Genomic DNA, 21,273 nt, shown 5'->3' with positions numbered 1-21,273 from the left:
TTCATTATATGAATGCTCAAGACCGTACCGCACTAAATCGCCTAATTCAGTATCTCAAGCCCCATATTCGCTTGATTATTGGCTCCCTTTTGGCCATGGCCTTGGTTGCTGGGGCTGAAACCTCCATCCCAGCTTTAATGAAGCCTTTGCTAGATAAGGGATTTACCGGACAACTCGACAATAAGTTGTGGCAGGTACCTGTTTTCTTGGTTGGGCTGGCGCTTATTCGGAGTTTGGCTCAATTTTTCTCCAGCTATTTGCTGACGCGCGTCATTAATGCCGTGTTGTTGAAACTGCGTCAGCAGATGTTTCAAACACTCTTGCACGCAAAAACAACTTTCTTTCAGCAGAACTCCGCTTCCAATTTAATTAATGCAGTGGTGTTTGAGGTGAATAATGTTCTTTCTATTATGGGCGGGATGTTAATTAGTTTGGTTAGAGATTCACTAACAGTAGTGGGTTTGATTGGCTACTTAATTTATTTGAATTGGCAATTGACATTAGTCGTACTGTTAATTTTCCCAATCATCGCTTTCATCATGAGTAAGATTAATAAACGTTTACGGAGCCTCAATCGCGAACAACAAGGCTTAACTAGCGAGCTTGCCTACATTGTTGAAGAAGCTGCTGCTGGTTACAAGATAGTCAAGGTCCATGGCGCTGAAGGGTATGAGATGCGTCGCTTTATGGATAAAGCCGATCGGCTTCGCCAATTTGCATTGAAATCTGCGGTGGCTGGAGGGCTGAATCAGCCGATTACCCAACTCATTGCCTCGATGGCGCTTTCGATCGTGTTAGTGATTGCTTTGATGCAATCAGCCTCTGAAGGAACTACGGTGGGTGGTTTTGCTGCTTTTATTACAGCCATGTTATTAGTCATTTCACCCATTAAACATTTAGCCGATATTAATCAGCCCTTACAACGCGGTCTTACTGCTGCAGAAATGATTTTCTCTCTAATGGATCAGCCTATTGAGGAAAATGAGTCCCGTAAAGAAAATATGAAGTCCTTAAATAAGGCTAAAGGCGGGATACGATTTGAGGACGTCGGTTTTTCCTATCAGCAAGAGGTTGGCCGTAAAGATGCGCTCAGTGGTGTGAACTTCAGCATCAATCCCGGAGAGGTCGTCGCTTTTGTGGGTCCATCTGGTGGCGGCAAGTCTACGCTGGTTAATTTATTACCCCGTTTCTTTAAGCCTACTAGCGGGCAAATTTTTCTGGACGATATTCCGCTAGAAGAGATTGTGCTTGAGGATGTTCGTAAGCAAATTGCCTTCGTAAGCCAGGATGTCATTTTGTTCAACGACAGTATTGCTGCGAACGTAGCTTATAGCGCTGTAAATTCAGAAAATGTAGATCGTGGACGAGTGCTGGAGGCTCTCGAAGCTGCAAACTTATCGGCCCTCATGAAAGAATTGCCTGAGGGTATTGATACGCAGATTGGCGATAACGGCAACCGTTTATCGGGTGGCCAGCGCCAGCGTTTGGCGATTGCGAGAGCGATTTATAAGGATGCGCCTATTTTGATCTTAGATGAGGCTACTTCAGCTTTAGATTCTGAATCAGAGCGTCAAGTTCAGGATGCTCTAGAGCATTTGATGGCAGGAAGAACCACTCTAGTAATTGCCCATCGCTTATCAACTATTGAGCATGCTGATCGCATTGTAGTGTTGGAGCACGGTCAGGTAATCGAGAGTGGCTCACATAAGGAGTTGATTGCTAAGGATGGCTTATATGCCAACCTACACCGCATACAGTTCTCGAATGCTTAATTTTTAGAGCTTTTAATCCAGAGCCAGGAGCTGCTGCAAATATCCGAGAGCGTTTTTTTTGCTTTCCACCCAAGCAATTTTTCTGCCTTATCGGCTTTGGCGTAATACTCTGGAAGATCACCTGGCCGACGCCCAACCACTTGATGTGGAATTTTTAGACCACTAGCTTGTTCGAAGTGATAAAGAAGGTCTAAAACGCTATAACTATCGCCACTACCTAAATTGAAATTGTGACAGCCAGGGTTCGATTGAAGCCAGACGAGCGCAGCGAGATGACCTTCGGCTAAATCCATCACATGAATATAATCTCGCTTTCCTGTGCCGTCAGGTGTGTCGTAATCATTTCCAAAAATATTTAGTGATGGCAATATCCCATTCACAACCTGCCCAATCACCGGCATCAAATTATTCGGAATGCCATTCGGATCCTCGCCAATATGTCCAGATTCGTGGGCGCCTACAGGATTAAAGTAACGCAGGCAGCTGATCTTCCATTCTTTGTCACTCACACTTAGGTCTCTGAGCATGTCTTCTATCTGGAGCTTATTGCGGCCGTAAGGATTGGTCGGCTTAGTAGGATGTTCTTCATCATAGGGTAGGTAGATTGGATCTCCATATACTGTGGCACTGCTACTAAAGACTAAGGTGTTAATCCCGGCAGATTGCATTGCCTGAATGAGACTAATGCTTCCTTGTACATTATTTGCATAGTATTCAATCGGCTTTTGAGAGGATTCACCCACGGCCTTCAATCCAGCTAGGTGGATTACTGCCCCAATCTTTTCTTTACGCAATACATCGGCAAGCTTTTCAGTATCCCTAACATCTCCCTCTGTAAACCCAATATCTTTCGAGGTGATTTTCTGAATACGTTCTAAGGTAGATGGGCTGCTATTACAAAGGTTGTCGTAGATATGAACTTGATGTCCGGTATTTGCCAAGAGAACAGCGGTATGGCTACCGATATAACCCATGCCGCCTGTGAGTAAGATATTCAAATGAACCTCGTAGAAACTATCAGCTTAAAACAATATCGTATTGTTCTTGGCGGAAGCTGCCCTCAGCTTGGAGCTTGATGGGCTTATTAATAAAATCACCTAACTGTGCTAAAAATTGATTTTCTTCTTCTAGGAAGAGGTCAATCACGTCCGGGGACGCTACGATTCTAAACTCGCGGGGATTGAATTGACGGTGCTCGCGCACAATCTCTCTCAGGATCTCATAACAAATCGTTTGCGCTGTTTTGATTTCACCTTTGCCTTGGCAGGTAGCACAGGGCTCGCAAGTGATATGCGCGAGTGATTCCCGGGTGCGCTTGCGCGTCATTTCCACTAAGCCCAATGAAGAAAAGTCATTCAGTGAAGTTCGGGCATGATCACGCTCTAAATTGCGCTTGAGTTCATGAAGAACAGCCTCTTGATGATCTTTACTGAGCATATCAATAAAATCAATGATGATGATGCCGCCGAGATTGCGGAGCCGTAATTGACGGGCGATTGCCTGAGCGGCCTCAAGATTGGTTTTATATACCGTGTCATCCAGATTGCGTGCACCCACATAGCTGCCGGTGTTCACGTCGATGGTCGTCATGGATTCTGTCTGGTCGATCATTAGGTAGCCACCGGATTTGAGGTCGACTCGTCGGCCAAGTGCCTTATTAATCTCAGCATCCACATCAAATAAATCAAATAGGGCGCGTTCACCACGATGTAGGGTGAGTCTATCTAGGAGATTGGGCATGTAAAGTGCCGCAAATCCTTTGAGTTTTTCAAAGTTCTCGGCTGAGTCCACTCGAATTTTGGTAGTTTCTTCGCCGGCAACATCGCGCAAGACCCGTTCAGCCAAGCTCAGATCTTGGTAAAGCAGGCTTGGTGCCGCCTGATGGTTTACCGCTTCCCGGATTCTTTCCCAGTTGGTACGCAGGTAATGCATATCATGCTCAAGCTCTGTATCACTGGCGTCCTGCGCGCTGGTGCGCACAATGATTCCGCCTTTTTCATTAGCGGGCATGAGGCCTGCCAGACGCATCTTGATGGCTTCACGCTCTTCAGGATCATCAATTCTTTGGGATACACCAATATATTTCTCGCTAGCTTCATCAGTTCCGGCTGGCGGCAAGTAAACCAAGTTACGACCGGCAATGCTGAGCTGGGTTGTTAGACGGGCACCCTTTGTGCCTAGCGGATCTTTAAGGACTTGTACTAAAACATTTTGACCTTCAAAGAGTAATTTTTCAATTTGTGCTTGAGGGTTATTTTGCGTGATGTCGGCAACGTGCATAAATGCGGTGCGTTCCAGACCAATCTCAATAAAAGCGGATTGCATACCAGGCAGCACACGGACCACTTTCGCTAGATAAATATTTCCAACAATGCCTCGTTGACGTGTACGTTCAATTTGAAGTTCTTGAACCGCACCTTGCTGAATTAATGCCACCCGGGTTTCTTGGGGGGTAATGTTGATCAGAATTTCTTCATTCATATGCGGGCAACTTTAGCAAAATGGAATAATTGGCTGACTTCGTAAATGGGTAAGCCCATGATACCGCTATAGCTGCCCTTGATTGAGGGAATGAATGTGCCACCCAGCCCCTGAATACCATAAGCACCAGCCTTGCCGAAAGGCTCACCACTCTGAATGTAGTTAGCAATCTGCTCTGGCGTGAGATGTGCAAATTCCACTTCAGATACTTGCACCAGGCAGAGGGGCTTGGTTTCGGGATCAATCATCAACACGACAGCGGTTAATACTTCATGTACTTTACCGCTGAGCATTTCTAGGATACGGGTTGCATCAGCGGCATCATTGGGTTTTCCGAGGATTTCACCACCTGGAGTATTGGGAAGACTCACAGTGGTATCCGCGCACAAAATAGGTGCCCAAGGCTTGCCGCTTTTTTGCAAGCGCGCCAAGGCAATGGCACCCTTAGCAAGAGTCACACGCTGAACGTAATCATGCGCCTTTTCATTCGCAAGGGGCATTTCAAGAGTTTCAGTATCTTCGCCGGGTGCCGCCACTAGCATTTCGAACTGCACACCCATTTGCTTGAGTAATTCTTGTCGTCTTGGACTTTGCGAAGCGAGGTAAATATAAGAAAACATAGCCTGATTACTCGCGATGATAAGGGTGGCCTTGCAAAATAGTCCATGCCCGATAGAGTTGCTCTATCAACAGGACTCTAGCCATCGCATGAGGCAGAGTTAGGCTCGAGAGGCGCCACATCGCTTGCGCACTTTCCTTGAGACTGGGATCCAGACCATCAGCACCACCAATCAAAAAGGTGATGTCAAAGCCCTCTTGACGCCAGTTTGCTAGTTGAGTGGCTAGAGTTTGAGTGGTTTGATCTTTACCTCGTTCATCCAGGGCAATGATGCGTGAACCTTTGGGAATAGCCGCCGCTATTTTGATTGCTTCTTTAGCTGGCGTCAGGTCTGGCTTAATTTCTTTAATTTCTATACTGCAATCCGCTGGCATGCGTTTCAGATAGTCCTGCGTTGCAGTAGCAACCCATTCTGGCATTTTGTGACCAACAGAAACAATCGTTAAGCGCATCGTTTAAGAATTACTCTGCGTCATCCTCAGACTCGCTTGCTTTCACTAAGCCTTTGTCAGCAGCAAGTTTCACGCGCACAGGTTTAGCGCCCCACATCCCTTCTAGTTGATAGTAGGCACGCAATGCGGGTTGCAAGATGTGAACTACGATATCGCCACAATCAACGAGTACCCATTCACCCGTTTCTAATCCTTCAACGGAAATCACTTCACCACCTTTGGCGTTGACATCTTCTTTAACAGACATCGCTAAGGATCTCGTCTGGCGATTGCTTGTGCCGGTTGCAATAATGACGCGATCAAATAGTTCACTGAGCTTGGTGGTGTCATAAACACGAATGTCTTGCGCTTTGACGTCTTCAAGTGCATTAATCACGACGCGTTGTAATTTTGATAAGTCCATAGTTTCTTTAATTTTTTTCTGAGATATTTTCTATATAGGGTTGATCTTAGCCCGATTACTTGTAAAGACCCAGGTTTGTAATAATTTCTAGAGTGCGAGAAGGAATTTGCTCTGACCCAATCGAGCTCCGAGAGACGCTTTTAAGCTGGTTTCGAAGGTGGGTTGAGGAAAGGTCTACAGCAAGGCTGTTGTCTATGTAGATGTGGCCAAAAAGGCTTTTTTCAAGGGCGCCAGCATCAATAGTTTGATGCTGAGAGAGCAATGACTTGATTTCAGCGCCCATTTCCATGGAAAGTGCATGCTGCGGCCTGCTGGCTACTGCGAAATTCACGTAACTCAATAATTGATCCCAAGAGTTCCAGGTGGGTAAATTGAAGAGAGTATCGGCTCCCATGAGCCAAGTCAGGCTGACCTGAGGTCCAAAACGATCTCTGAGAGCTTTGACAGTATCAAGTGTGTAGCTGGGGCCCGCACGATCTATCTCGATGCGATCAATACCAATTTGAGTGGGTATCTCGAGATACAGAAATGCTCTGGCCAAGTCAGTGCCTGCTGCCTCAGTCATCTGAAAGCGAATCTCGGCTGAGGTAATGCTAGAGTCTTTTTGCCAAGGCTCACCGCTAGGGATGAGTAGTAATTCATCGAGATGCAATAGCTTGGAAAAATGCGTTGCTAGTTTGAGATGGCCTAGATGGGGAGGGTCAAATGTCCCGCCCAGAATACCAATTTTTTTTGGTGCGTCCAAATGAGGCGATATCAAGTTAAGCTAGCCAATCACGTGGCTTGAGATAGTAATCGTATAGTTTTGCTTCTGGCGTTCCTGGCGTTGGCTGATAGTTGTACCACCATTGCACTACCGGTGGCATGGACATCAGAATGGACTCAGTACGCCCACCAGAATGCAAACCAAAAATAGTGCCACGGTCGAATATTAAGTTGTATTCAACATAACGACCACGACGATATTCCTGAAATGCTTTTTCTTCTGGGGTGAAGGGGTCTTGATAACGTCGCTCCACAATGGGTATGTAAGCATTGATGAATGCATCTCCAACTGCGCGGGTCATGGCAAAACTTTTCTCAAAGCCTAGGCTATTGAAGTCATCAAAAAAGATGCCACCAATACCGCGAGGTTCCTCACGGTGCTTGAGATAAAAGTATTCATCACACCATTTTTTAAAGCGAGGATAGAGATCTTCGCCAAAAGGATCTAGCGCATCTTTTGCAGCCTGGTGAAAGTGTCGACAATCCTCATCTACGCCGTAGTAAGGAGTGAGATCAAAACCACCACCAAACCACCAGACTGGCTCTTTATCCGGAGCTTGCGCAATAAAGCAACGCACATTCATATGAGTCGTTGGCGCCTTTGGATTGTGTGGATGGAACACCAAAGAAACGCCCATGGCTTCAAAGCTACGCCCCGAAAGCTCTGGACGGTGGTGTGATGCAGAGGGAGGCATTTGATCACCACGAACGTGCGAAAAACCTACGCCCCCTTTTTCTAAAATATTGCCAGCATCCATCGTACAGGTCCGACCATAGCCTTTTAGCTTACTGTCTTCAGGCTTCTCCCAGCTATCCACCATAAACGCCTTGCCATCCATGGCGCTGATCGCTGTGGTGATGCGATTTTGCAAGCCTAAAAAATAATCCTTTAAGGCTGTGATATTGATTTGTGTTTGGTCGACAGATGACAAGATTGAAAGTTCTTTTTAATGTGACAGTTTATATCGATTCGTTCAATTTACTTGACTGCGCGAAAGCCAATATCTTGGCGGTATTGCATCCCGTCAAACTGAATCTGGCCAATCACCTCATACGCTTTTTGTTGTGCACCACGAACCGTATCGGATAAGCCAACGATGCACAGGACGCGGCCACCCGAAGTCAGTAGTTTGCCATTTTGCAGATTTGTCCCTGCATGAAAGGTGATCTGATCTTCGGTATCCGCTGGAATGCCAGTGATGACATCGCCATTGCGCGGGTTATTCGGGTAGTTATGAGCTGCGAGCACTACACCCAAAGCGGTGCGTCGATCCCACTCTAACTCCACTTTATTGAGCGTGCCATCAACCGCATGATCCAAGGCGTTGACTAGATCGCTACGCAAACGCGCCATGATGGGTTGCGTTTCAGGGTCACCCATCCTGCAATTAAATTCCAAGGTTTTAATCTGACCATCTGGAGAAATCATGAGGCCCGCATAGAGGAAGCCAGTGTAAGGGATGCCATCTGCTTCCATACCTCTGACCGTAGGCATGATGACTTCGCGTAATGCGCGTGCATGAATTTCTGGGGTCACCACAGGTGCAGGGGAATAAGCCCCCATGCCTCCGGTATTAGGACCTTGATCAGCATCCAGTAAGCGTTTGTGATCTTGGCTAGTAGCTAAAGCTAAAACATGTTTACCGTCTACGAGAACAATAAAACTAGCCTCTTCACCTGTAAGGAATTCTTCAATCACGACGCGTGCGCCTGCATTACCAAGCTTATTATCGGCAAGCATCATGTCGATCGCGGCATGGGCTTCGGCTAGATTCATGGCCACGACTACGCCTTTACCGGCAGCGAGACCATCAGCCTTGATGACGATCGGCGCGCCTTTGGCATCAACATAGGCATGAGCCTCTAATGCATTGGAAAATGTCTGGTACTCCGCTGTGGGGATGCCATGACGCTTCATAAACGCTTTAGAAAAATCTTTCGAAGACTCTAATTGGGCTGCCAGTTGGGTCGGGCCAAAAATACGCAAACCCTGATGTCGGAACACATCGACGATGCCAGCAGCTAAGGGTGCTTCAGGGCCAACTACCGTCAAGTGAATCTTTTCGCGCTTGGCGAAGTTCGCTAATTCTTGCAGGTCAGAGATGGGTAGATTTTGAATGCCAGCTGCAGTTTGTTTGGCTGTGGCGGTTCCACCATTACCCGGCGCGACATAGACTGTTTGAACTTGGGGAGATTGGGCTAGCTTCCAAGCGAGGGCATGTTCTCGACCACCGGATCCAATTAAAAGAATTTTCATAAAGCGCTAAAAGAGATATTGATGATTAGTCTAAAGGATGGATGGATAAATTGATTAAAGGGACGCATTTGTGAAAACTTCCTGCACGTCATCTAGGTTTTCAAGTGCATCTAATAATTTCTGCATACTTTCAGCCTGATCACCTTCAAGTTCGGTCTCGGTCTCGGGACGCATTGTCACCGTGGCTAACTCCGCTTTAAAACCAGCCTGAGTAATCGCATCCTGCACCTTAGAAAAGTCGGGAACTGGAGTAAGCACCTCAAGCGACCCATCATGATGCGTAATGACATCTTCTGCGCCCGCATCTAGTGCGATCTCCATGAGTTGATCTTCATTAGTGCCCGGAGCAAATAGCATTTGACCGCAGTGCTTGAACATGAAGGCAACTGAGCCTTCTGCACCCATATTCCCCCCATTCTTTGCGAATGCATGGCGCACCTCGGCGACGGTACGAGTTCGGTTATCGGTCAAGCAGTCCACAATGATGGCTGCTCCATTTAGGCCGTAACCCTCATAACGAATTTCTTCATAGTTGACACCTTCTAGGGAGCCTGTACCGCGCTGGATTGCCCGTTGTACGTTGTCATTGGGCATATTGGCGTCTTTGGCCTTATCGATTCCTAGACGTAAGCGAGGATTGGTAGCAACATCGCCACCACCCAATTTAGCTGCAACAGTAATTTCTTTAATGAGTTTGGTCCAAATCTTGCCACGCTTTTCGTCTTGACGTCCTTTGCGGTGCTGAATATTAGCCCATTTAGAATGGCCGGCCATACGGGTAAGTCCTTTTGAATGATGTGGCTTGAGGCTCTCATTTTAAGGGCTTCTCAGACCAAGAATGGGGTCCTCACCACTTTTTTGTTACACTCTCACCTCTTAGTTTGCTTCTAAGCAGTATTTCCACTGCAAACACCTGCCCCGGTGATGGAATTGGTAGACGTGCCGGACTCAAAATCCGGTGCCGCAAGGCGTGGCGGTTCAAGTCCGCCCCGGGGCACCATCTCAAAGTGATAGTTCACGTCGTCTGAAGCCGTAAATCTTAAATCTCGTAAGTATCAGATTCGCTATTCATTGCCTGCTCAACGATTTTCTTGGTCAGCGTTGGTGAAAATAATTCAATGAAGGTATAGACGAAAGAGCGCAGATAAGCACCTTGTTTGACACCTAAGTGGGTGACGTTATTGCCAAAGAGATGACCAACCGGAATGACTCGTAAATTGCGATCTCGATCCGCATCATAGGCCAGTCCAGCAACAATTCCTACGCCCATACCTGTTTCAACATAGGTCTTGATCACGTCCGCATCAATTGCTTCCAAAATAATGTCGGGACTCAGATTGCGCTGTGAAAAAGCGGCATCAATCTTGCTGCGACCCGCAAATGCTTTGTCGTAGGTGATGAGCGGATACTTTGCAATCTCTTCTAAAGTGATCGTGGATTGATTGAGTAGTGGATGGCTGAGTGGCACCATGATGACGTGATGCCATTGATAACCCGGCAATGCTAATACGCCTGGAGTGTTTGCTATCCCTTCAGTCGCTATGGCAATATCCGCACGATCATGAATGAGTAGTTCGGCAATTTGTCCTGGACTACCTTGCTGAATGCTGACGCGTACCTTTGGAAAGCGCTTGGTAAATTCCGTCAGTACTTTGGGTAATGCATAGCGGGCCTGAGTATGGGTAGTTGCAATCACAAAGTTGCCTTGATCCTGACTGGCAAAGTCTTTGCCTACCCGTCTTAAGGTTTCAACTTCATCGAGAATGCGCTCAACGGAGACAAGAATTCTTTTGCCTGGCTCGGTGAGCGAGCGAATGCGTTTGCCATGACGTCTAAAGATCTCCACACCAAGCTCGTCCTCCAGCTCAATAATGGCCTTGGAGACGCCGGGTTGCGAAGTAAATAGGGCCTTGGCAGCATTAGTCAGATTGAAATTCTGTCTAACAGCTTCACGAACAAAGCGAAATTGGTGCAGATTCATATGGCTTCCATTCTTTATATCAACTGAGATATAGGAATTAAATTCTATATGATTTTTTGAGTATTAAGCTTTTGATACCCAGCGCAAGGCCACAATCGCCAAAATGAAATACAGCAGGGGTGGGGTGAGGGCTGTAATGAGGGTAGGCCACGCACCCAAGAGTCCGACATTAGAAAAGAGTGAGTTGAACAATTGAAAGCTCATCCCCAGCATGATTCCACCAAACACCTTAATGCCAACGCTACCAGCTCTGACCTTGAGGTAGGCAAATGGTAGGGCCAATGCGAGCATCACAAAAATGGTGAGTGGATAAATGACTTTTTTCCAGAATGCAATCGAGTGGCGCTGTGCATCTTGCTTGTTGTCTGTGAGGTGGGAAATAAAGCGGCCCAAGCTAAAAATGGACATTTTTTCTGGGCTTACTAACAGAACGCTCAAAATTTGAGGCGTGACTTCGGAATCTAGGCTCACGATAGGGTGAGTAAAAGTTTGGGCTGAATAGACTGGGTTTAAGGGATCCGCTTGCTTCGTTTCCTTGAAGCGAGTTTCCGTTACGTCATCCAAAATCCAAGCGCCCGATTCATTGAAACGTCCGGTGACTGCGCTACGAATCGAGAGCAATCGATAAGCATCATCAAACTCGTACATACGAATATTTTGGATTTCATTATCTTGCTCAATCTTACCCACGTTGACATAGCGCACCCCGGGCCTTACGGGCCCACTACCATCTTCGTCTCGCAAACGATCCTTTACCCAAACCCCAGTCTTAAATTGGGAGTTATAGGATGAACCCAAGGCCTTCATGCGAATACGATCAGATAGATTCTCTGTATATGGGCCCAGCCATTCACTCATTACTAAGGTAAAGATAATTAGTGGCAATGAAATCTTTGCTAGCGTCATCAGACCTCTGCGCATATCCAGTCCAGCAATACGCAAAATAGTGAACTCGGATTGACTTGCCAGCATCGCAAATACGTAAATACTGCCAATGAGACTGGCGATCGGAATGATCTCAGATATACGACTGGGTGCTTTTAATAGCACGTGTAATAGGGCCAGTGGGAGGGTGTATTGCCCTTTTACTGAGCCTAACTCACTCAAGATATCGAAGAACAAAAACAAAGCTACCAGCGCAAATAAAATGAAGCCAAAGGCAACATAGATCTGCCTTGCGAGGTAACGCTCAAAAATATAGGGAAATAGATATTTCATCTATTGACCAAAAAGGAAGGCAGTTGACGGCGCCACCATACTAGCGAAGGATTGATACGATTACGAATCAGTAAAAAGGCGATGCCAAAGGCTATGGCGTGTATGGGCCAGGCCGCCATGAAAACGTTCACTTTCCCTTGTGACACAAAGTTTTGCGTGAGGTTAAGGAGGTTGCTGTAGATGAGGTAAATAAGTACCGCATAAAAAAGGGCGGTGTAGTTACCTAGCCTTGGGTTGACGTAGGCAAGCGGTATAGCGATTAAAACTAGGCCCAAAGCCATTAATGGCAAGCCAATGCGCCAAAGTAATTCGGCACGATTCGGGTTCGCAGCGGCTATGTTGGGATCACTTAATAGCTCAGATATAGTTTTTTCGCGATCACGGGGTGCCGGATCAAGGAGGTTCTTGCTCTGAATATTGGTGTCGTATTCGACAAATTCCAAAATCCTAAAATCGGGCTGCGTCGGTATTCCCTCATAGCGCCGGCCATTTTTTAGCACAATGGATTTAGCACCATCAGACGCGTTCTCAATAAATCCGGTAGAGGCGACCGCAACACTGAGTCGACCATTTTTGTTTTCAGCGGAAAAGATATTTTTTACTTCACCTTTATCGACATCTAACTCTTCAATAAAAAATACTCGCTCTGCCTTAGCGGATTCTTTAAACTGGCCTGCCGCCACCATGGAAACATCGCTACGTTGCTGAAAGCGCTGGCTAATAATGGTGGATTCTCGATTGGCCCAAGGCCAAACAAAGAGAGCTAGCAAAGCGATGATGACAATCAGGGGTGATGCAAAACTCAGGATTGGCCGAATGAGGCTGGCAATACTCAGGCCACTCGCAAACCAAACAATCATTTCAGAATCTTTGTACCAGCGAACCAGTACCATTAAGACGGCTACAAAGAGAGAGACTGTGAGCAGAACCGCCATATAGCCGAGCGTAGCTAGCGCGATGAGAACGAGGGCGTCCTCTGGATTTACTGCGCCATTAGCCGCAAAGCCCAGAATTCGGATCACCAGGGTCGTGATCATGATAGTTACCAGGATCAAAAAAACGCCTCCAGTTGTAAAACTGAGCTCTCGGCGAAGGGTTTGGTGAAAAATCATGAATAGATGGTTAAGGTAACGATTATTGGCCCACTCAATAGGTGTAGCTCCGTGTCAGAGGATAATGGATAAACATCCGTTTTTTCCCTTGAATTTACTTAAAAATATCGTAAGACATGATGACTATTCAATTTAGTACCAAGATTTTCTCGCAAGCCGATGTCAGCAACCCTAAGTTGATCAAGGCGAGTCTGACCACTTTATTGGTTCAGAACTCCGATTGTTTGGTTTTGGCCTATTCAAAGGCTGATTTGGATACTTTGGCTACTGCAAAATCCAAGCCTGGACTTTTGGTCGAGCTAGACCGCTTGCTCGGAGGTTCAGTCACCCATGCAAACCTCGTCGGCGACCTGGATAGTCAACAGGCATCGACCTGTATGATTCGCGCCGAAAAATCATGGGCTGGCTCCGGGGTCAAGGTGAAGCGGGTTCTCTTAGTCTGTTTGGGCGATATTGCTCCGGCTAGTGCACGTAGTTTGAACGCCTATTCAAAAATCGCTCGGGCAACTTTGAAACACTTGAGTGGCGGATCAATCCAAAACGCCTTGTGGTTTATCCCAAGCTTTGCCTTGGGTCATCGTGCTGATTTTATTGCCGAAGAAGTGCGTTTAACTATTCAGTATGCCGGTGATCATGCTTATCGTTTTGGTGTTCGTCAGCCTGCAATGAAGTTCAAAGCGAAGGATAAGGCTGATACATTTAACCACCTTATCTTTGCAGGCAACGATGCTTGCGCTAAGGAGCTGAAGGCGGCCGTGCCAGAAGGTGCCGCCATGGTTGAGGGCATGAACTTGGCTAAGGACTTGGGTAATTTGCCTCCCAATATTTGTACGCCAACTTACTTAGGTAAAGCGGCACAAGGTTTAAGTAAAAAAACGGGTTTGAAGGTTGAAGTCTTGGGCCGTAAACAAATCGAAGCATTAGGCATGGGTTCATTCTTATCAGTAGCGCAGGGCTCTGATACGCCTCCTCAATTTATCATCATGCGTCACCAAGGCGGTAAAGCTGGTGAGGCACCAATCGTATTGGTCGGCAAAGGAATCACTTTTGATACCGGCGGTATCTCCTTAAAGCCTGGTGAGGCTATGGATGAAATGAAGTACGACATGTGCGGTGCCGCATCTGTCATGGGAACAATGTATGCCACTGCTTTGATGAAGTTGAAAAAGAATGTCATCGGCGTGATTCCTACTTGTGAAAATATGCCCTCTGGCCAGGCTACGCGCCCTGGCGACATTGTGAAGAGTATGTCTGGGCAAACCATTGAGATTCTGAATACCGATGCCGAAGGCCGTTTGATTTTGTGTGACGCATTAACTTATGTTGAGCGCTTTAAACCGAAGGCAGTCATTGACGTAGCTACTTTGACTGGCGCCTGCATCATTGCCCTGGGTCATGTGCATAGTGGGGTATTTTCCGATGATGAAGGTTTAGTGAGCGCCCTCACTAAGGCGGGGCATGCTTCTTTGGATACTGTATGGCGTTTACCATTAGATGCCGCGTATCACGAGCAACTCAAATCAAATTTTGCGGATGTGGCCAATATTGGCGGGCGTCCAGCCGGTAGTGTTACTGCAGCCTGTTTCTTGTCACGCTTTACCGAGAAATATAAATGGGCTCACTTAGATATCGCAGGAACTGCTTGGAAGAGTGGTGCGGCCAAAGGTTCAACTGGCCGCCCGGTTCCTTTGCTCGTCAATTACTTATTGGAGCAAAAGTAAAGAGATGAAAGACAGCGCTTATGGCCAGGATTGATTTTCATAGCAATGTGAGCGACAAGTTGGAATACGCTTGTCGATTAACGCGCAAGATATGGAGTGCCACAGCCTCTGGTGAACCTGTTCGCAACATTGTGATGGTAGGTGAAAAAGCAGATCTGAAAAAATTAGATGAACTGCTGTGGGCATTTAGTGCAACAGATTTCTTGCCCCATTGCTTTATTGAAGAGGAGACTGCAATAGATACCCCCATTTTATTGGCAGAGCATTTCTTATCACCCGCTTTGTCTGGGCTCCCTCATGCCGATGTTCTGATTCATTTGGGAATGCAAATACCTCAAGATGTCCCTGCTTTGCTAGCCCGTTTTCCCCGAGTTGTGGAGGTTGTCACTATTAATGAAGCAGAGCGTCTGGCGGGTCGCGAGCGCTATAAAGCCTATCGTGACTTAGGGCATGAGCTGCATAATTTTGATCAATCTAAAGCATGATCAATATTGATTTTCTCGTATGTTGATTCATCCTGAATTCGATCCCGCAGCGATTCGCATTGGTTCATTTGCCATTCATTGGTATGGCTTGATGTATCTCTTGGCCTTTGGGCAATTCTTACTATTGGGCCGTTTGCGCATCCGTGCACCACGATATCAATCCTTGGGATGGTCCTATAAAGATCTGGAGGATCTGTTATTTGCTGGAGTGCTGGGCGTTGTGCTTGGGGGTCGCATAGGATATTGCTTGTTCTATATGCCTGGATATTATTTGGCACATCCCTTGAGTATTTTTAAGATCTGGGAAGGCGGTATGTCCTTTCATGGTGGCCTCCTAGGTGTTCTGTTGGCATTGCTTTGGTTTGCTTATCGTCGAAAAGTATCTTTCTTTGTTGTAAGTGATTTAGTCGCACCCCTTGTACCGTTTGGCTTGGCATTTGGTCGGCTGGGTAATTTTATTAACGGCGAATTGTGGGGGCGACCAACTGATTTACCTTGGGCGATGGTATTTCCGATGGTGGACTCCATTCCCCGACATCCTTCGCAGATCTACCAACTCTTCGGCGAGGGCATCTGTTTAGGCATTGTCCTGTGGATTTATTCCAGCAAACCCCGCAGAGTAGGGCAGGTTTCAGGACTATTTTTGTTGGGTTACGGTGTTTGTCGTTTCTTGGCCGAGTTTGCTCGTGAACCAGATGCCTTCTTAGGTCTATTAGGCTTTGGTCTTTCAATGGGGCAGTGGCTTTCTGTACCGATGGTGCTTTTTGGAATTTACCTTATAGTGAGGGTAAATCCGAAACTTCAGACATATTAGTAGTTATAAAAACTACATTTTTCCTTAATTTGTCCTGTTTCTAATCTTTAGACCTCAATAGAAAGTCGTCCATGTTGGAGAAGTTAACCAAATCCCGAAATTTGTCTAAGGCAAATAATGCGATCAAACGACTGATTTCTGAGCGTGGTGAATCGAATGCGCTCAGCATGGCAGATGATGTAGTGAATAACTACCGCAAGTTAACTAAAGATCAATACGTTGCTTTCTTCACCTTTCTGTTTGAAAAGCTCAATCCTGACGCAAACGCTGTTTTAAAAGCCGCACAAAACTTTGTGGCAGATTCCAATGCGCGCAACTACATCACACTGCAAAAAGTTACCGAATCTCCTCGCCAAGAATTTTTTCGCCGCATGAATCGCGCCAGCGAAGGCACGGCTGCTGTAGTTGAAATGCGCCGAGACCTACTGCAATTGTTAGACAAAAAGCCAGAATTAGCTGCAGTCGATTTTGATTTGCGCCATTTGCTGTCCTCTTGGTTCAATCCAGGTTTTCTCAAAATGCATCGGGTCGACTGGAAGTCACCGGCTGATGTGCTTGAGAAGCTCATTAAACATGAGGCGGTTCATGCTATTGATGGTTGGGATGACTTGCGTCGTCGCCTGCAGCCAGATCGCCGCTGCTTTGCTTTCTTTCATCCCCAGCTTCCTAGTGAGCCTTTAATTTTTGTTGAGGTTGCTCTTTTGCCGGAGATCCCAACAGTTATTACACCGTTGGTTGATAAAAAAGTAGAGGTAGTAGATCAAGTCTCCCAATTTAAGGTTGCTGTTTTTTACTCCATTAGTAATTGCGAGCCTGGCCTACGTGGGGTATCCATGGGTAACTTTTTAATCAAGCGGGTTGCGGAGCAATTGCATGCAGAATTTCCTGGGTTAAAAACATTTGTCACTCTGTCGCCGATCCCTGGCTTGATGGATTGGGTTGCTGCTGGCGCGAATTTAGGTGAGGGTGTACCTCCAGAAAGACTGAAGCCTAATCTGAAGCTGGCGAGGGATGCAGCATTGCTTGCACTCAATCTCGAAAATCAATCTTGGAGTGAGCGCTTGGCGGATGGTTGGCATCCTGACCTGGCGCCTGAGAAGGAAAAAGAGGCTTTAATGCGCTTGGCAAGTATCTATTTGGGATTGGCCTCTACTGGACGCCATGGCAATCCAGTGGCCAAGTTTCATTTGGGGAATGGCGCCAAGTTGCACCTCATTAATTGGGCAGGTGATTTATCGCGTAAAGGATTGCGCCAATCTGCTGGCCTGATGGTGAACTATCTTTATGATCTGGGAGGCGTAGAGGACAACCATGAGCGTTTTGCTAATGGTGAAATCGTCTATTCCCGGGCTGTAGCCCGTCTGATGGCGCCCTAGTACTTACTCTAAGGGATCATTTCTGCTAAAAAAGCGAAAGTCCCCTTAGAATGAGGGGTTGAAAAATGGCCGTAACAATGAAACCAGCATAAAAGCTGGTAAAAAATAGAGGAGACAACCATGTTTACTAAAACAAGCAAATGTTCTGCATTCTCATTCAGTATTTTGAAGAAAGCACTGTTTTTGATCTGTGCGGTACCGCTTACTGTCATGGCTCAAGAGTGGCCAAATAAGCCCATTACCTTTGTCGTTCCCTTTCCTGCAGGCGGCGGTACCGATGCTTTTGCCCGTCCTTTAGCGGCGCAATTGACTAAACAGTTAGGTAAGCAAATCATCATTGATAACCGCGGTGGTGCTGGAGGCACCTTGGGCGCATCTATTGCTGCCAAAGCTGCCCCAGATGGTTACAGCTTTTTTATTGGCGCAGCCCATCATGCGATTGCCCCTTCGATGTATCCTAATTTGGATTACGACATTGAGAAGAGTTTTATTCCGGTGGCAATGATTGCGAATCCGCCTCAAGTGATTGTGGTCAACCCTAAGAACGTTCAAGTCAAAAACTTAAAAGAATTTATCGAACTCCTAAAGAAGAACCCAGGTAAGTTCAACTACGCTAGTGCTGGTAACGGCTCTTCACATCACTTGGCTGGCGAGCAATTCAAAATGCTGACCAAGACATTTCTTACCCATATTCCCTATCGCGGTGCAGGCCCAGCAATGCAGGACTTGATAGCGGGTCAGGTAGATGTGGAGTTTGATGGTTTGGGATCCTCAGCAGCGCAAATTAAAAATGGCTCGATCGTCGCATTAGCAGTGGCATCGCAGAAGCGTTCGGCTGCATTCCCCAATGTTCCGACTGCGGCTGAAGCGGGTTTAGTGGGTTATGAAGTTTCTACTTGGTATGGTTTATTTGCCCCCAAGGGAACTCCTCAACCCATCGTAGATAAGATGATTGTTGAGGTGCAAAAAGCGCTCAACACTCCAGAATTAAAAACGATTTGGGTAAATAATGGTTCGGATACCCCAACGATTTCTGGCGATGCCTTTGGCAAGTTTGTCTCCGCAGATATTAAGCGCTGGGCAGCAGTAGCCAAAGCCTCTGGCGCTAAGCTTGATTAACATTTTTTTTTGCATTAACCGGTTTTAATTTGAGGCTCGAATGAATTTATATTCTTTACTGGAAAAAGGTTTTCCAAAAGATAAGCAAGCATGTGCAATAGAAACACATGATGGACTGTACTACTCCTGGAGTGATCTAGAGCGTGCTACAGCTAAGATGGCAAACCTGCTTAAGAGTCTCAAACTACCGGTCGGATCGCGTATTGCAGTTCAAGTTGAGAAATCACCAGAAGCACTTTTTCTGTATTTAGCTACCTTAAAGGCGGGGTATGTGTACCTACCTTTGAATACCGCTTATCAAGCTGCGGAGATTCAATACTTCTTAGAAAATGCAGAGCCAGTAGTGGTGGTTTGCAGTAGTAAAAATTTCTCCTGGGTATCTAAGGTTGCTTTTAAAGCAGGAACAAAACAGGTCTTTACCTTGGATGAAGATCGCAAAGGTACTTTGCTAGATCGTGCGGGTGTTCAAAGCGACCAATTCAAAACGGCAGCCGTGAGAGACGATGACTTAGCGGCCATCCTCTATACCTCTGGTACAACGGGGCGCAGTAAGGGGGCGATGCTGACTCATCGCAACCTAGGAAGTAATGCGCAGGTTTTACAGAAGTTTTGGGGTTGGAAAAAAGGTGATGTCCTGCTGCATGCTCTTCCCATATTCCATGTCCACGGTTTATTTGTTGCTGCCCATGGTGCATTGATTAACGGTAGCAAAATGATTTGGTTACCCCGTCTAGATACAGCGCAACTCATTCATCATATGCCAAGTGCTACTGTAATGATGGGTGTACCTACGTTTTATGTACGACTACTGGCGGATAAAGGTTTTAATAAAAATGTTGCGCGTAACATGCGCCTATTTGTTTCGGGTTCCGCGCCACTGCTGACTGAAACGTTTAATACCTTTAAAGAAGTTATTGGCCAACCTATTCTTGAGCGTTATGGCATGAGCGAAACTGTCATGTTGGTTTCTAATCCTTATAAGGGTGTTCGTGTGGGTGGCTCAGTAGGCTTGCCATTGCCGGGCGTAAAGGTTCGTGTGGTGAATGAAAATAATAAGCCCTGTGGCCTTAATGAAATCGGTAGCATTCAAGTAAAGGGCCCTAATGTATTTAAGGGCTACTGGCGTATGCCAGAAAAAACTGCTGAAGAATTTACTGCAGACGGTTGGTTTAAGACCGGTGATGTTGGCCGTTGGGGTGGTGCCGCTAATGGCGGTAACGCGCCTCAGGATTACCTCTGTATTGTTGGGCGCAGCAAGGATCTCATCATCTCTGGTGGCTATAACGTTTATCCAAAAGAAATCGAGAGCTTCATCGATGACATGGATGGAGTAGATGAAAGTGCCGTTATTGGTATCCCACACCCAGATTTTGGTGAGTCAGTCATGGCTGTCGTGGTGCCAAAAGCGGGTGTAAAGTTGGATGCGCAAGCAATGATTGCAACTTTAAAAACCCAAATTGCGAACTTCAAGATCCCTAAGCGCCTAGAAATTGTTACGGACTTACCACGCAATGCGATGGGTAAAGTGCAAAAGAATATTTTGCGTCAGCAATACACCAGCTAAAACAGTAAAAATGTTGGATTAGAAGCCGAACGCCTTGCGGCTTTCATTAAACATGAAGGCTGCAAGCATAAAAAGCATTACACCAAAAATACGCTTGAGTTGAGCGACATCTAGCTTCCTGGCCATTTTCGCGCCGAGTGGAGCGGTAAATATGCTCACTGTCACAATGCATAGAACGGCTGGAACATAAACAAATCCCAAGGATCCCTCAGGAAGATGAGGGTTACCCCAGCTGCCATACATATAGCCAATGGTGGCTGCTGCTGCAATGGGGAAGCCTAGGCCTGAAGAACTGGCCATAGCAGTGTGTGGCTTTACATTGCACCATAGCATGAAGGGCACTGTAATAAATGCTCCGCCTGCACCAACCAGACTGGCAATTACACCTGTAAATGCCCCAAATGAAAAAAGACCTACAGTACCGGGCAACTCTCGGCCAGCCGAAGGTTTTTTATTGATGATCATCTGAATCGAGGTGTAAACAATAAATAGGGCAAAGAATAATGACAGCCAAGAGGTATTGATAGCCTCGAATATTTCACTGCCACCAATTAGGCTGCCAATGACTAATCCAGGACTAAGTGCAGCAACCAATTTCCAGTCTATGGAGTTGTGTTTGTGGTGAGCCCAGATAGCTGAAGTGGTGGTAAACAAGATGGTTGCCATGCCTGTTGCAATGGCCATATGCACAATCACATCTTGACTAAATCCCAAGTGATTGAAAACCAAAATCATGAATGGAACCAAAATCATTCCACCACCAATGCCTAATAGACCTGCAAGAAACCCAGCGATACTGCCGCACAACATTAACATCGAAATATCTGCTATTGACATGAATTCCCCGCCTTGGCCGCTAGGCCGTCATCCCGAACCCTAAGGTTCAAGGTGGAGCGGCTACTCTGTTTCGGGTGCATTAAGAAACTCAGGGAGTGAACAGCTCGAGGCTGCCACTGTGAAGATTCAAAACGCTCACGCCCACAAGGTAAAGATCGCTCCTGATGCTTGCGCATCGGTTCAAGGAACTATTGGCCTTGGCGAACCAGGCAGGGAAAGGCTTTGCATCAGAGCATCCACTTGATCTTCTAGAGAATGAATTTCATTCTGGAGTCGAGCAATCTCTTCCGGATTGGA

General features: G+C 46.5%; 19 protein-coding genes, 1 tRNA gene, 1 other RNA gene and 1 pseudogene. 8 read left to right on the top strand and 14 right to left on the bottom strand.

Going from position 1 to position 21,273, the window contains the following annotated elements; genetic code table 11:
• Positions 1 to 8 precede the first annotated feature (8 nt).
• On the top strand, positions 9 to 1,772 hold the full coding sequence (gene msbA, locus ICN15_RS05125; protein WP_216201630.1) for a lipid A export permease/ATP-binding protein MsbA: 1,764 nt from the start codon (positions 9 to 11) through the stop codon (positions 1,770 to 1,772).
• On the opposite strand, the gene galE is transcribed toward msbA, so the two are convergent.
• From galE to ICN15_RS05080, 9 genes and pseudogenes are all read right to left on the bottom strand, one after another.
• Positions 1,769 to 2,770, bottom strand: coding sequence for a UDP-glucose 4-epimerase GalE (gene galE, locus ICN15_RS05120; protein WP_216201629.1), 1,002 nt, complete (start codon positions 2,768 to 2,770; stop codon positions 1,769 to 1,771). The two genes, msbA and galE, sit on opposite strands and share 4 nt — an antisense overlap.
• A gap of 19 nt (positions 2,771 to 2,789) precedes the next feature.
• Positions 2,790 to 4,253, bottom strand: coding sequence for a ribonuclease G (gene rng, locus ICN15_RS05115; RefSeq protein WP_216201628.1), 1,464 nt, complete (start codon positions 4,251 to 4,253; stop codon positions 2,790 to 2,792).
• Complete coding sequence (locus ICN15_RS05110) at positions 4,250 to 4,873, bottom strand: nucleoside triphosphate pyrophosphatase (protein ID WP_216201627.1); 624 nt, start codon at positions 4,871 to 4,873, stop codon at positions 4,250 to 4,252. Before ICN15_RS05110 ends, rng begins: the two co-directional genes overlap by 4 nt.
• A gap of 7 nt (positions 4,874 to 4,880) precedes the next feature.
• Positions 4,881 to 5,324 (bottom strand): 23S rRNA (pseudouridine(1915)-N(3))-methyltransferase RlmH, encoded by a 444-nt coding sequence (gene rlmH / locus ICN15_RS05105; RefSeq protein ID WP_216201626.1) that lies wholly within the window; start codon positions 5,322 to 5,324, stop codon positions 4,881 to 4,883.
• Positions 5,325 to 5,337: 13 nt separating this feature from the next.
• Positions 5,338 to 5,727 (bottom strand): annotated as a pseudogene (gene rsfS, locus ICN15_RS05100) (ribosome silencing factor); the annotation flags it as partial.
• Positions 5,728 to 5,782: 55 nt separating this feature from the next.
• Positions 5,783 to 6,472 carry a nicotinate (nicotinamide) nucleotide adenylyltransferase gene (gene nadD / locus ICN15_RS05095; RefSeq protein WP_216201624.1) on the bottom strand — a complete coding sequence of 230 codons (690 nt, stop codon included), beginning with the start codon at positions 6,470 to 6,472 and terminating at the stop codon, positions 5,783 to 5,785.
• A 16-nt stretch (positions 6,473 to 6,488) separates the two neighbouring features.
• Positions 6,489 to 7,400, bottom strand: coding sequence for an oxygen-dependent coproporphyrinogen oxidase (hemF, locus tag ICN15_RS05090; RefSeq protein WP_216202053.1), 912 nt, complete (start codon positions 7,398 to 7,400; stop codon positions 6,489 to 6,491).
• A 71-nt stretch (positions 7,401 to 7,471) separates the two neighbouring features.
• Positions 7,472 to 8,749 (bottom strand): phosphoribosylamine--glycine ligase, encoded by a 1,278-nt coding sequence (purD, locus tag ICN15_RS05085; RefSeq protein WP_216201623.1) that lies wholly within the window; start codon positions 8,747 to 8,749, stop codon positions 7,472 to 7,474.
• Between the two features lie 54 nt (positions 8,750 to 8,803).
• Positions 8,804 to 9,523, bottom strand: coding sequence for a YebC/PmpR family DNA-binding transcriptional regulator (locus ICN15_RS05080; protein ID WP_216201622.1), 720 nt, complete (start codon positions 9,521 to 9,523; stop codon positions 8,804 to 8,806).
• A 141-nt stretch (positions 9,524 to 9,664) separates the two neighbouring features.
• Between ICN15_RS05080 and ICN15_RS05075 the strand changes: the two genes are divergently transcribed.
• Positions 9,665 to 9,749, top strand: a tRNA-Leu gene (locus ICN15_RS05075).
• A 39-nt stretch (positions 9,750 to 9,788) separates the two neighbouring features.
• On the opposite strand, the gene ICN15_RS05070 is transcribed toward ICN15_RS05075, so the two are convergent.
• From ICN15_RS05070 to lptF, 3 genes are all read right to left on the bottom strand, one after another.
• A complete protein-coding gene (locus ICN15_RS05070) occupies positions 9,789 to 10,730 on the bottom strand; it encodes a CysB family HTH-type transcriptional regulator (RefSeq protein WP_216201621.1) in 942 nt (313 codons plus the stop codon).
• A gap of 63 nt (positions 10,731 to 10,793) precedes the next feature.
• Positions 10,794 to 11,948 carry an LPS export ABC transporter permease LptG gene (lptG, locus tag ICN15_RS05065; RefSeq protein WP_216201620.1) on the bottom strand — a complete coding sequence of 385 codons (1,155 nt, stop codon included), beginning with the start codon at positions 11,946 to 11,948 and terminating at the stop codon, positions 10,794 to 10,796.
• Complete coding sequence (gene lptF / locus ICN15_RS05060; RefSeq protein ID WP_216201619.1) at positions 11,945 to 13,060, bottom strand: LPS export ABC transporter permease LptF; 1,116 nt, start codon at positions 13,058 to 13,060, stop codon at positions 11,945 to 11,947. Before lptF ends, lptG begins: the two co-directional genes overlap by 4 nt.
• Positions 13,061 to 13,185: 125 nt before the next feature.
• Here lptF and ICN15_RS05055 point away from each other — a divergent pair, with 125 nt between their 5' ends.
• The 6 genes from ICN15_RS05055 (at position 13,186) to ICN15_RS05030 (ending at position 20,139) form a co-directional block, all read left to right on the top strand.
• Positions 13,186 to 14,781 (top strand): leucyl aminopeptidase, encoded by a 1,596-nt coding sequence (locus ICN15_RS05055; RefSeq protein ID WP_370625427.1) that lies wholly within the window; start codon positions 13,186 to 13,188, stop codon positions 14,779 to 14,781.
• A gap of 20 nt (positions 14,782 to 14,801) precedes the next feature.
• Positions 14,802 to 15,266, top strand: coding sequence for a DNA polymerase III subunit chi (locus ICN15_RS05050; RefSeq protein WP_216201618.1), 465 nt, complete (start codon positions 14,802 to 14,804; stop codon positions 15,264 to 15,266).
• A 19-nt stretch (positions 15,267 to 15,285) separates the two neighbouring features.
• On the top strand, positions 15,286 to 16,080 hold the full coding sequence (gene lgt / locus ICN15_RS05045) for a prolipoprotein diacylglyceryl transferase (RefSeq protein ID WP_216201617.1): 795 nt from the start codon (positions 15,286 to 15,288) through the stop codon (positions 16,078 to 16,080).
• A gap of 71 nt (positions 16,081 to 16,151) precedes the next feature.
• Positions 16,152 to 17,456, top strand: a complete 1,305-nt coding sequence (locus ICN15_RS05040; RefSeq protein ID WP_216201616.1) for a malonyl-CoA decarboxylase domain-containing protein — start codon at positions 16,152 to 16,154, stop codon at positions 17,454 to 17,456.
• A 210-nt stretch (positions 17,457 to 17,666) separates the two neighbouring features.
• A complete protein-coding gene (locus tag ICN15_RS05035) occupies positions 17,667 to 18,575 on the top strand; it encodes a tripartite tricarboxylate transporter substrate binding protein (RefSeq protein WP_255532914.1) in 909 nt (302 codons plus the stop codon).
• A gap of 40 nt (positions 18,576 to 18,615) precedes the next feature.
• A complete protein-coding gene (locus ICN15_RS05030) occupies positions 18,616 to 20,139 on the top strand; it encodes a malonyl-CoA synthase (RefSeq protein WP_216201614.1) in 1,524 nt (507 codons plus the stop codon).
• A gap of 18 nt (positions 20,140 to 20,157) precedes the next feature.
• On the opposite strand, the gene ICN15_RS05025 is transcribed toward ICN15_RS05030, so the two are convergent.
• Both ICN15_RS05025 and ssrS read right to left on the bottom strand, forming a co-directional pair.
• Positions 20,158 to 20,976: a sulfite exporter TauE/SafE family protein gene (locus ICN15_RS05025; protein WP_216201613.1), complete on the bottom strand. Its 819-nt coding sequence runs from the start codon at positions 20,974 to 20,976 to the stop codon at positions 20,158 to 20,160.
• Positions 20,977 to 21,195, bottom strand: a non-coding RNA gene (gene ssrS, locus ICN15_RS05020) — 6S RNA.
• Positions 21,196 to 21,273 lie beyond the last annotated feature (78 nt).

The sequence above is a fragment of the Polynucleobacter sp. CS-Odin-A6 genome (assembly GCF_018882095.1).
GTDB lineage: Bacteria > Pseudomonadota > Gammaproteobacteria > Burkholderiales > Burkholderiaceae > Polynucleobacter.
The sequence above is the reverse complement of the archived record's forward strand: the minus strand, read 5'-3'. Positions and strand labels throughout refer to the sequence as shown.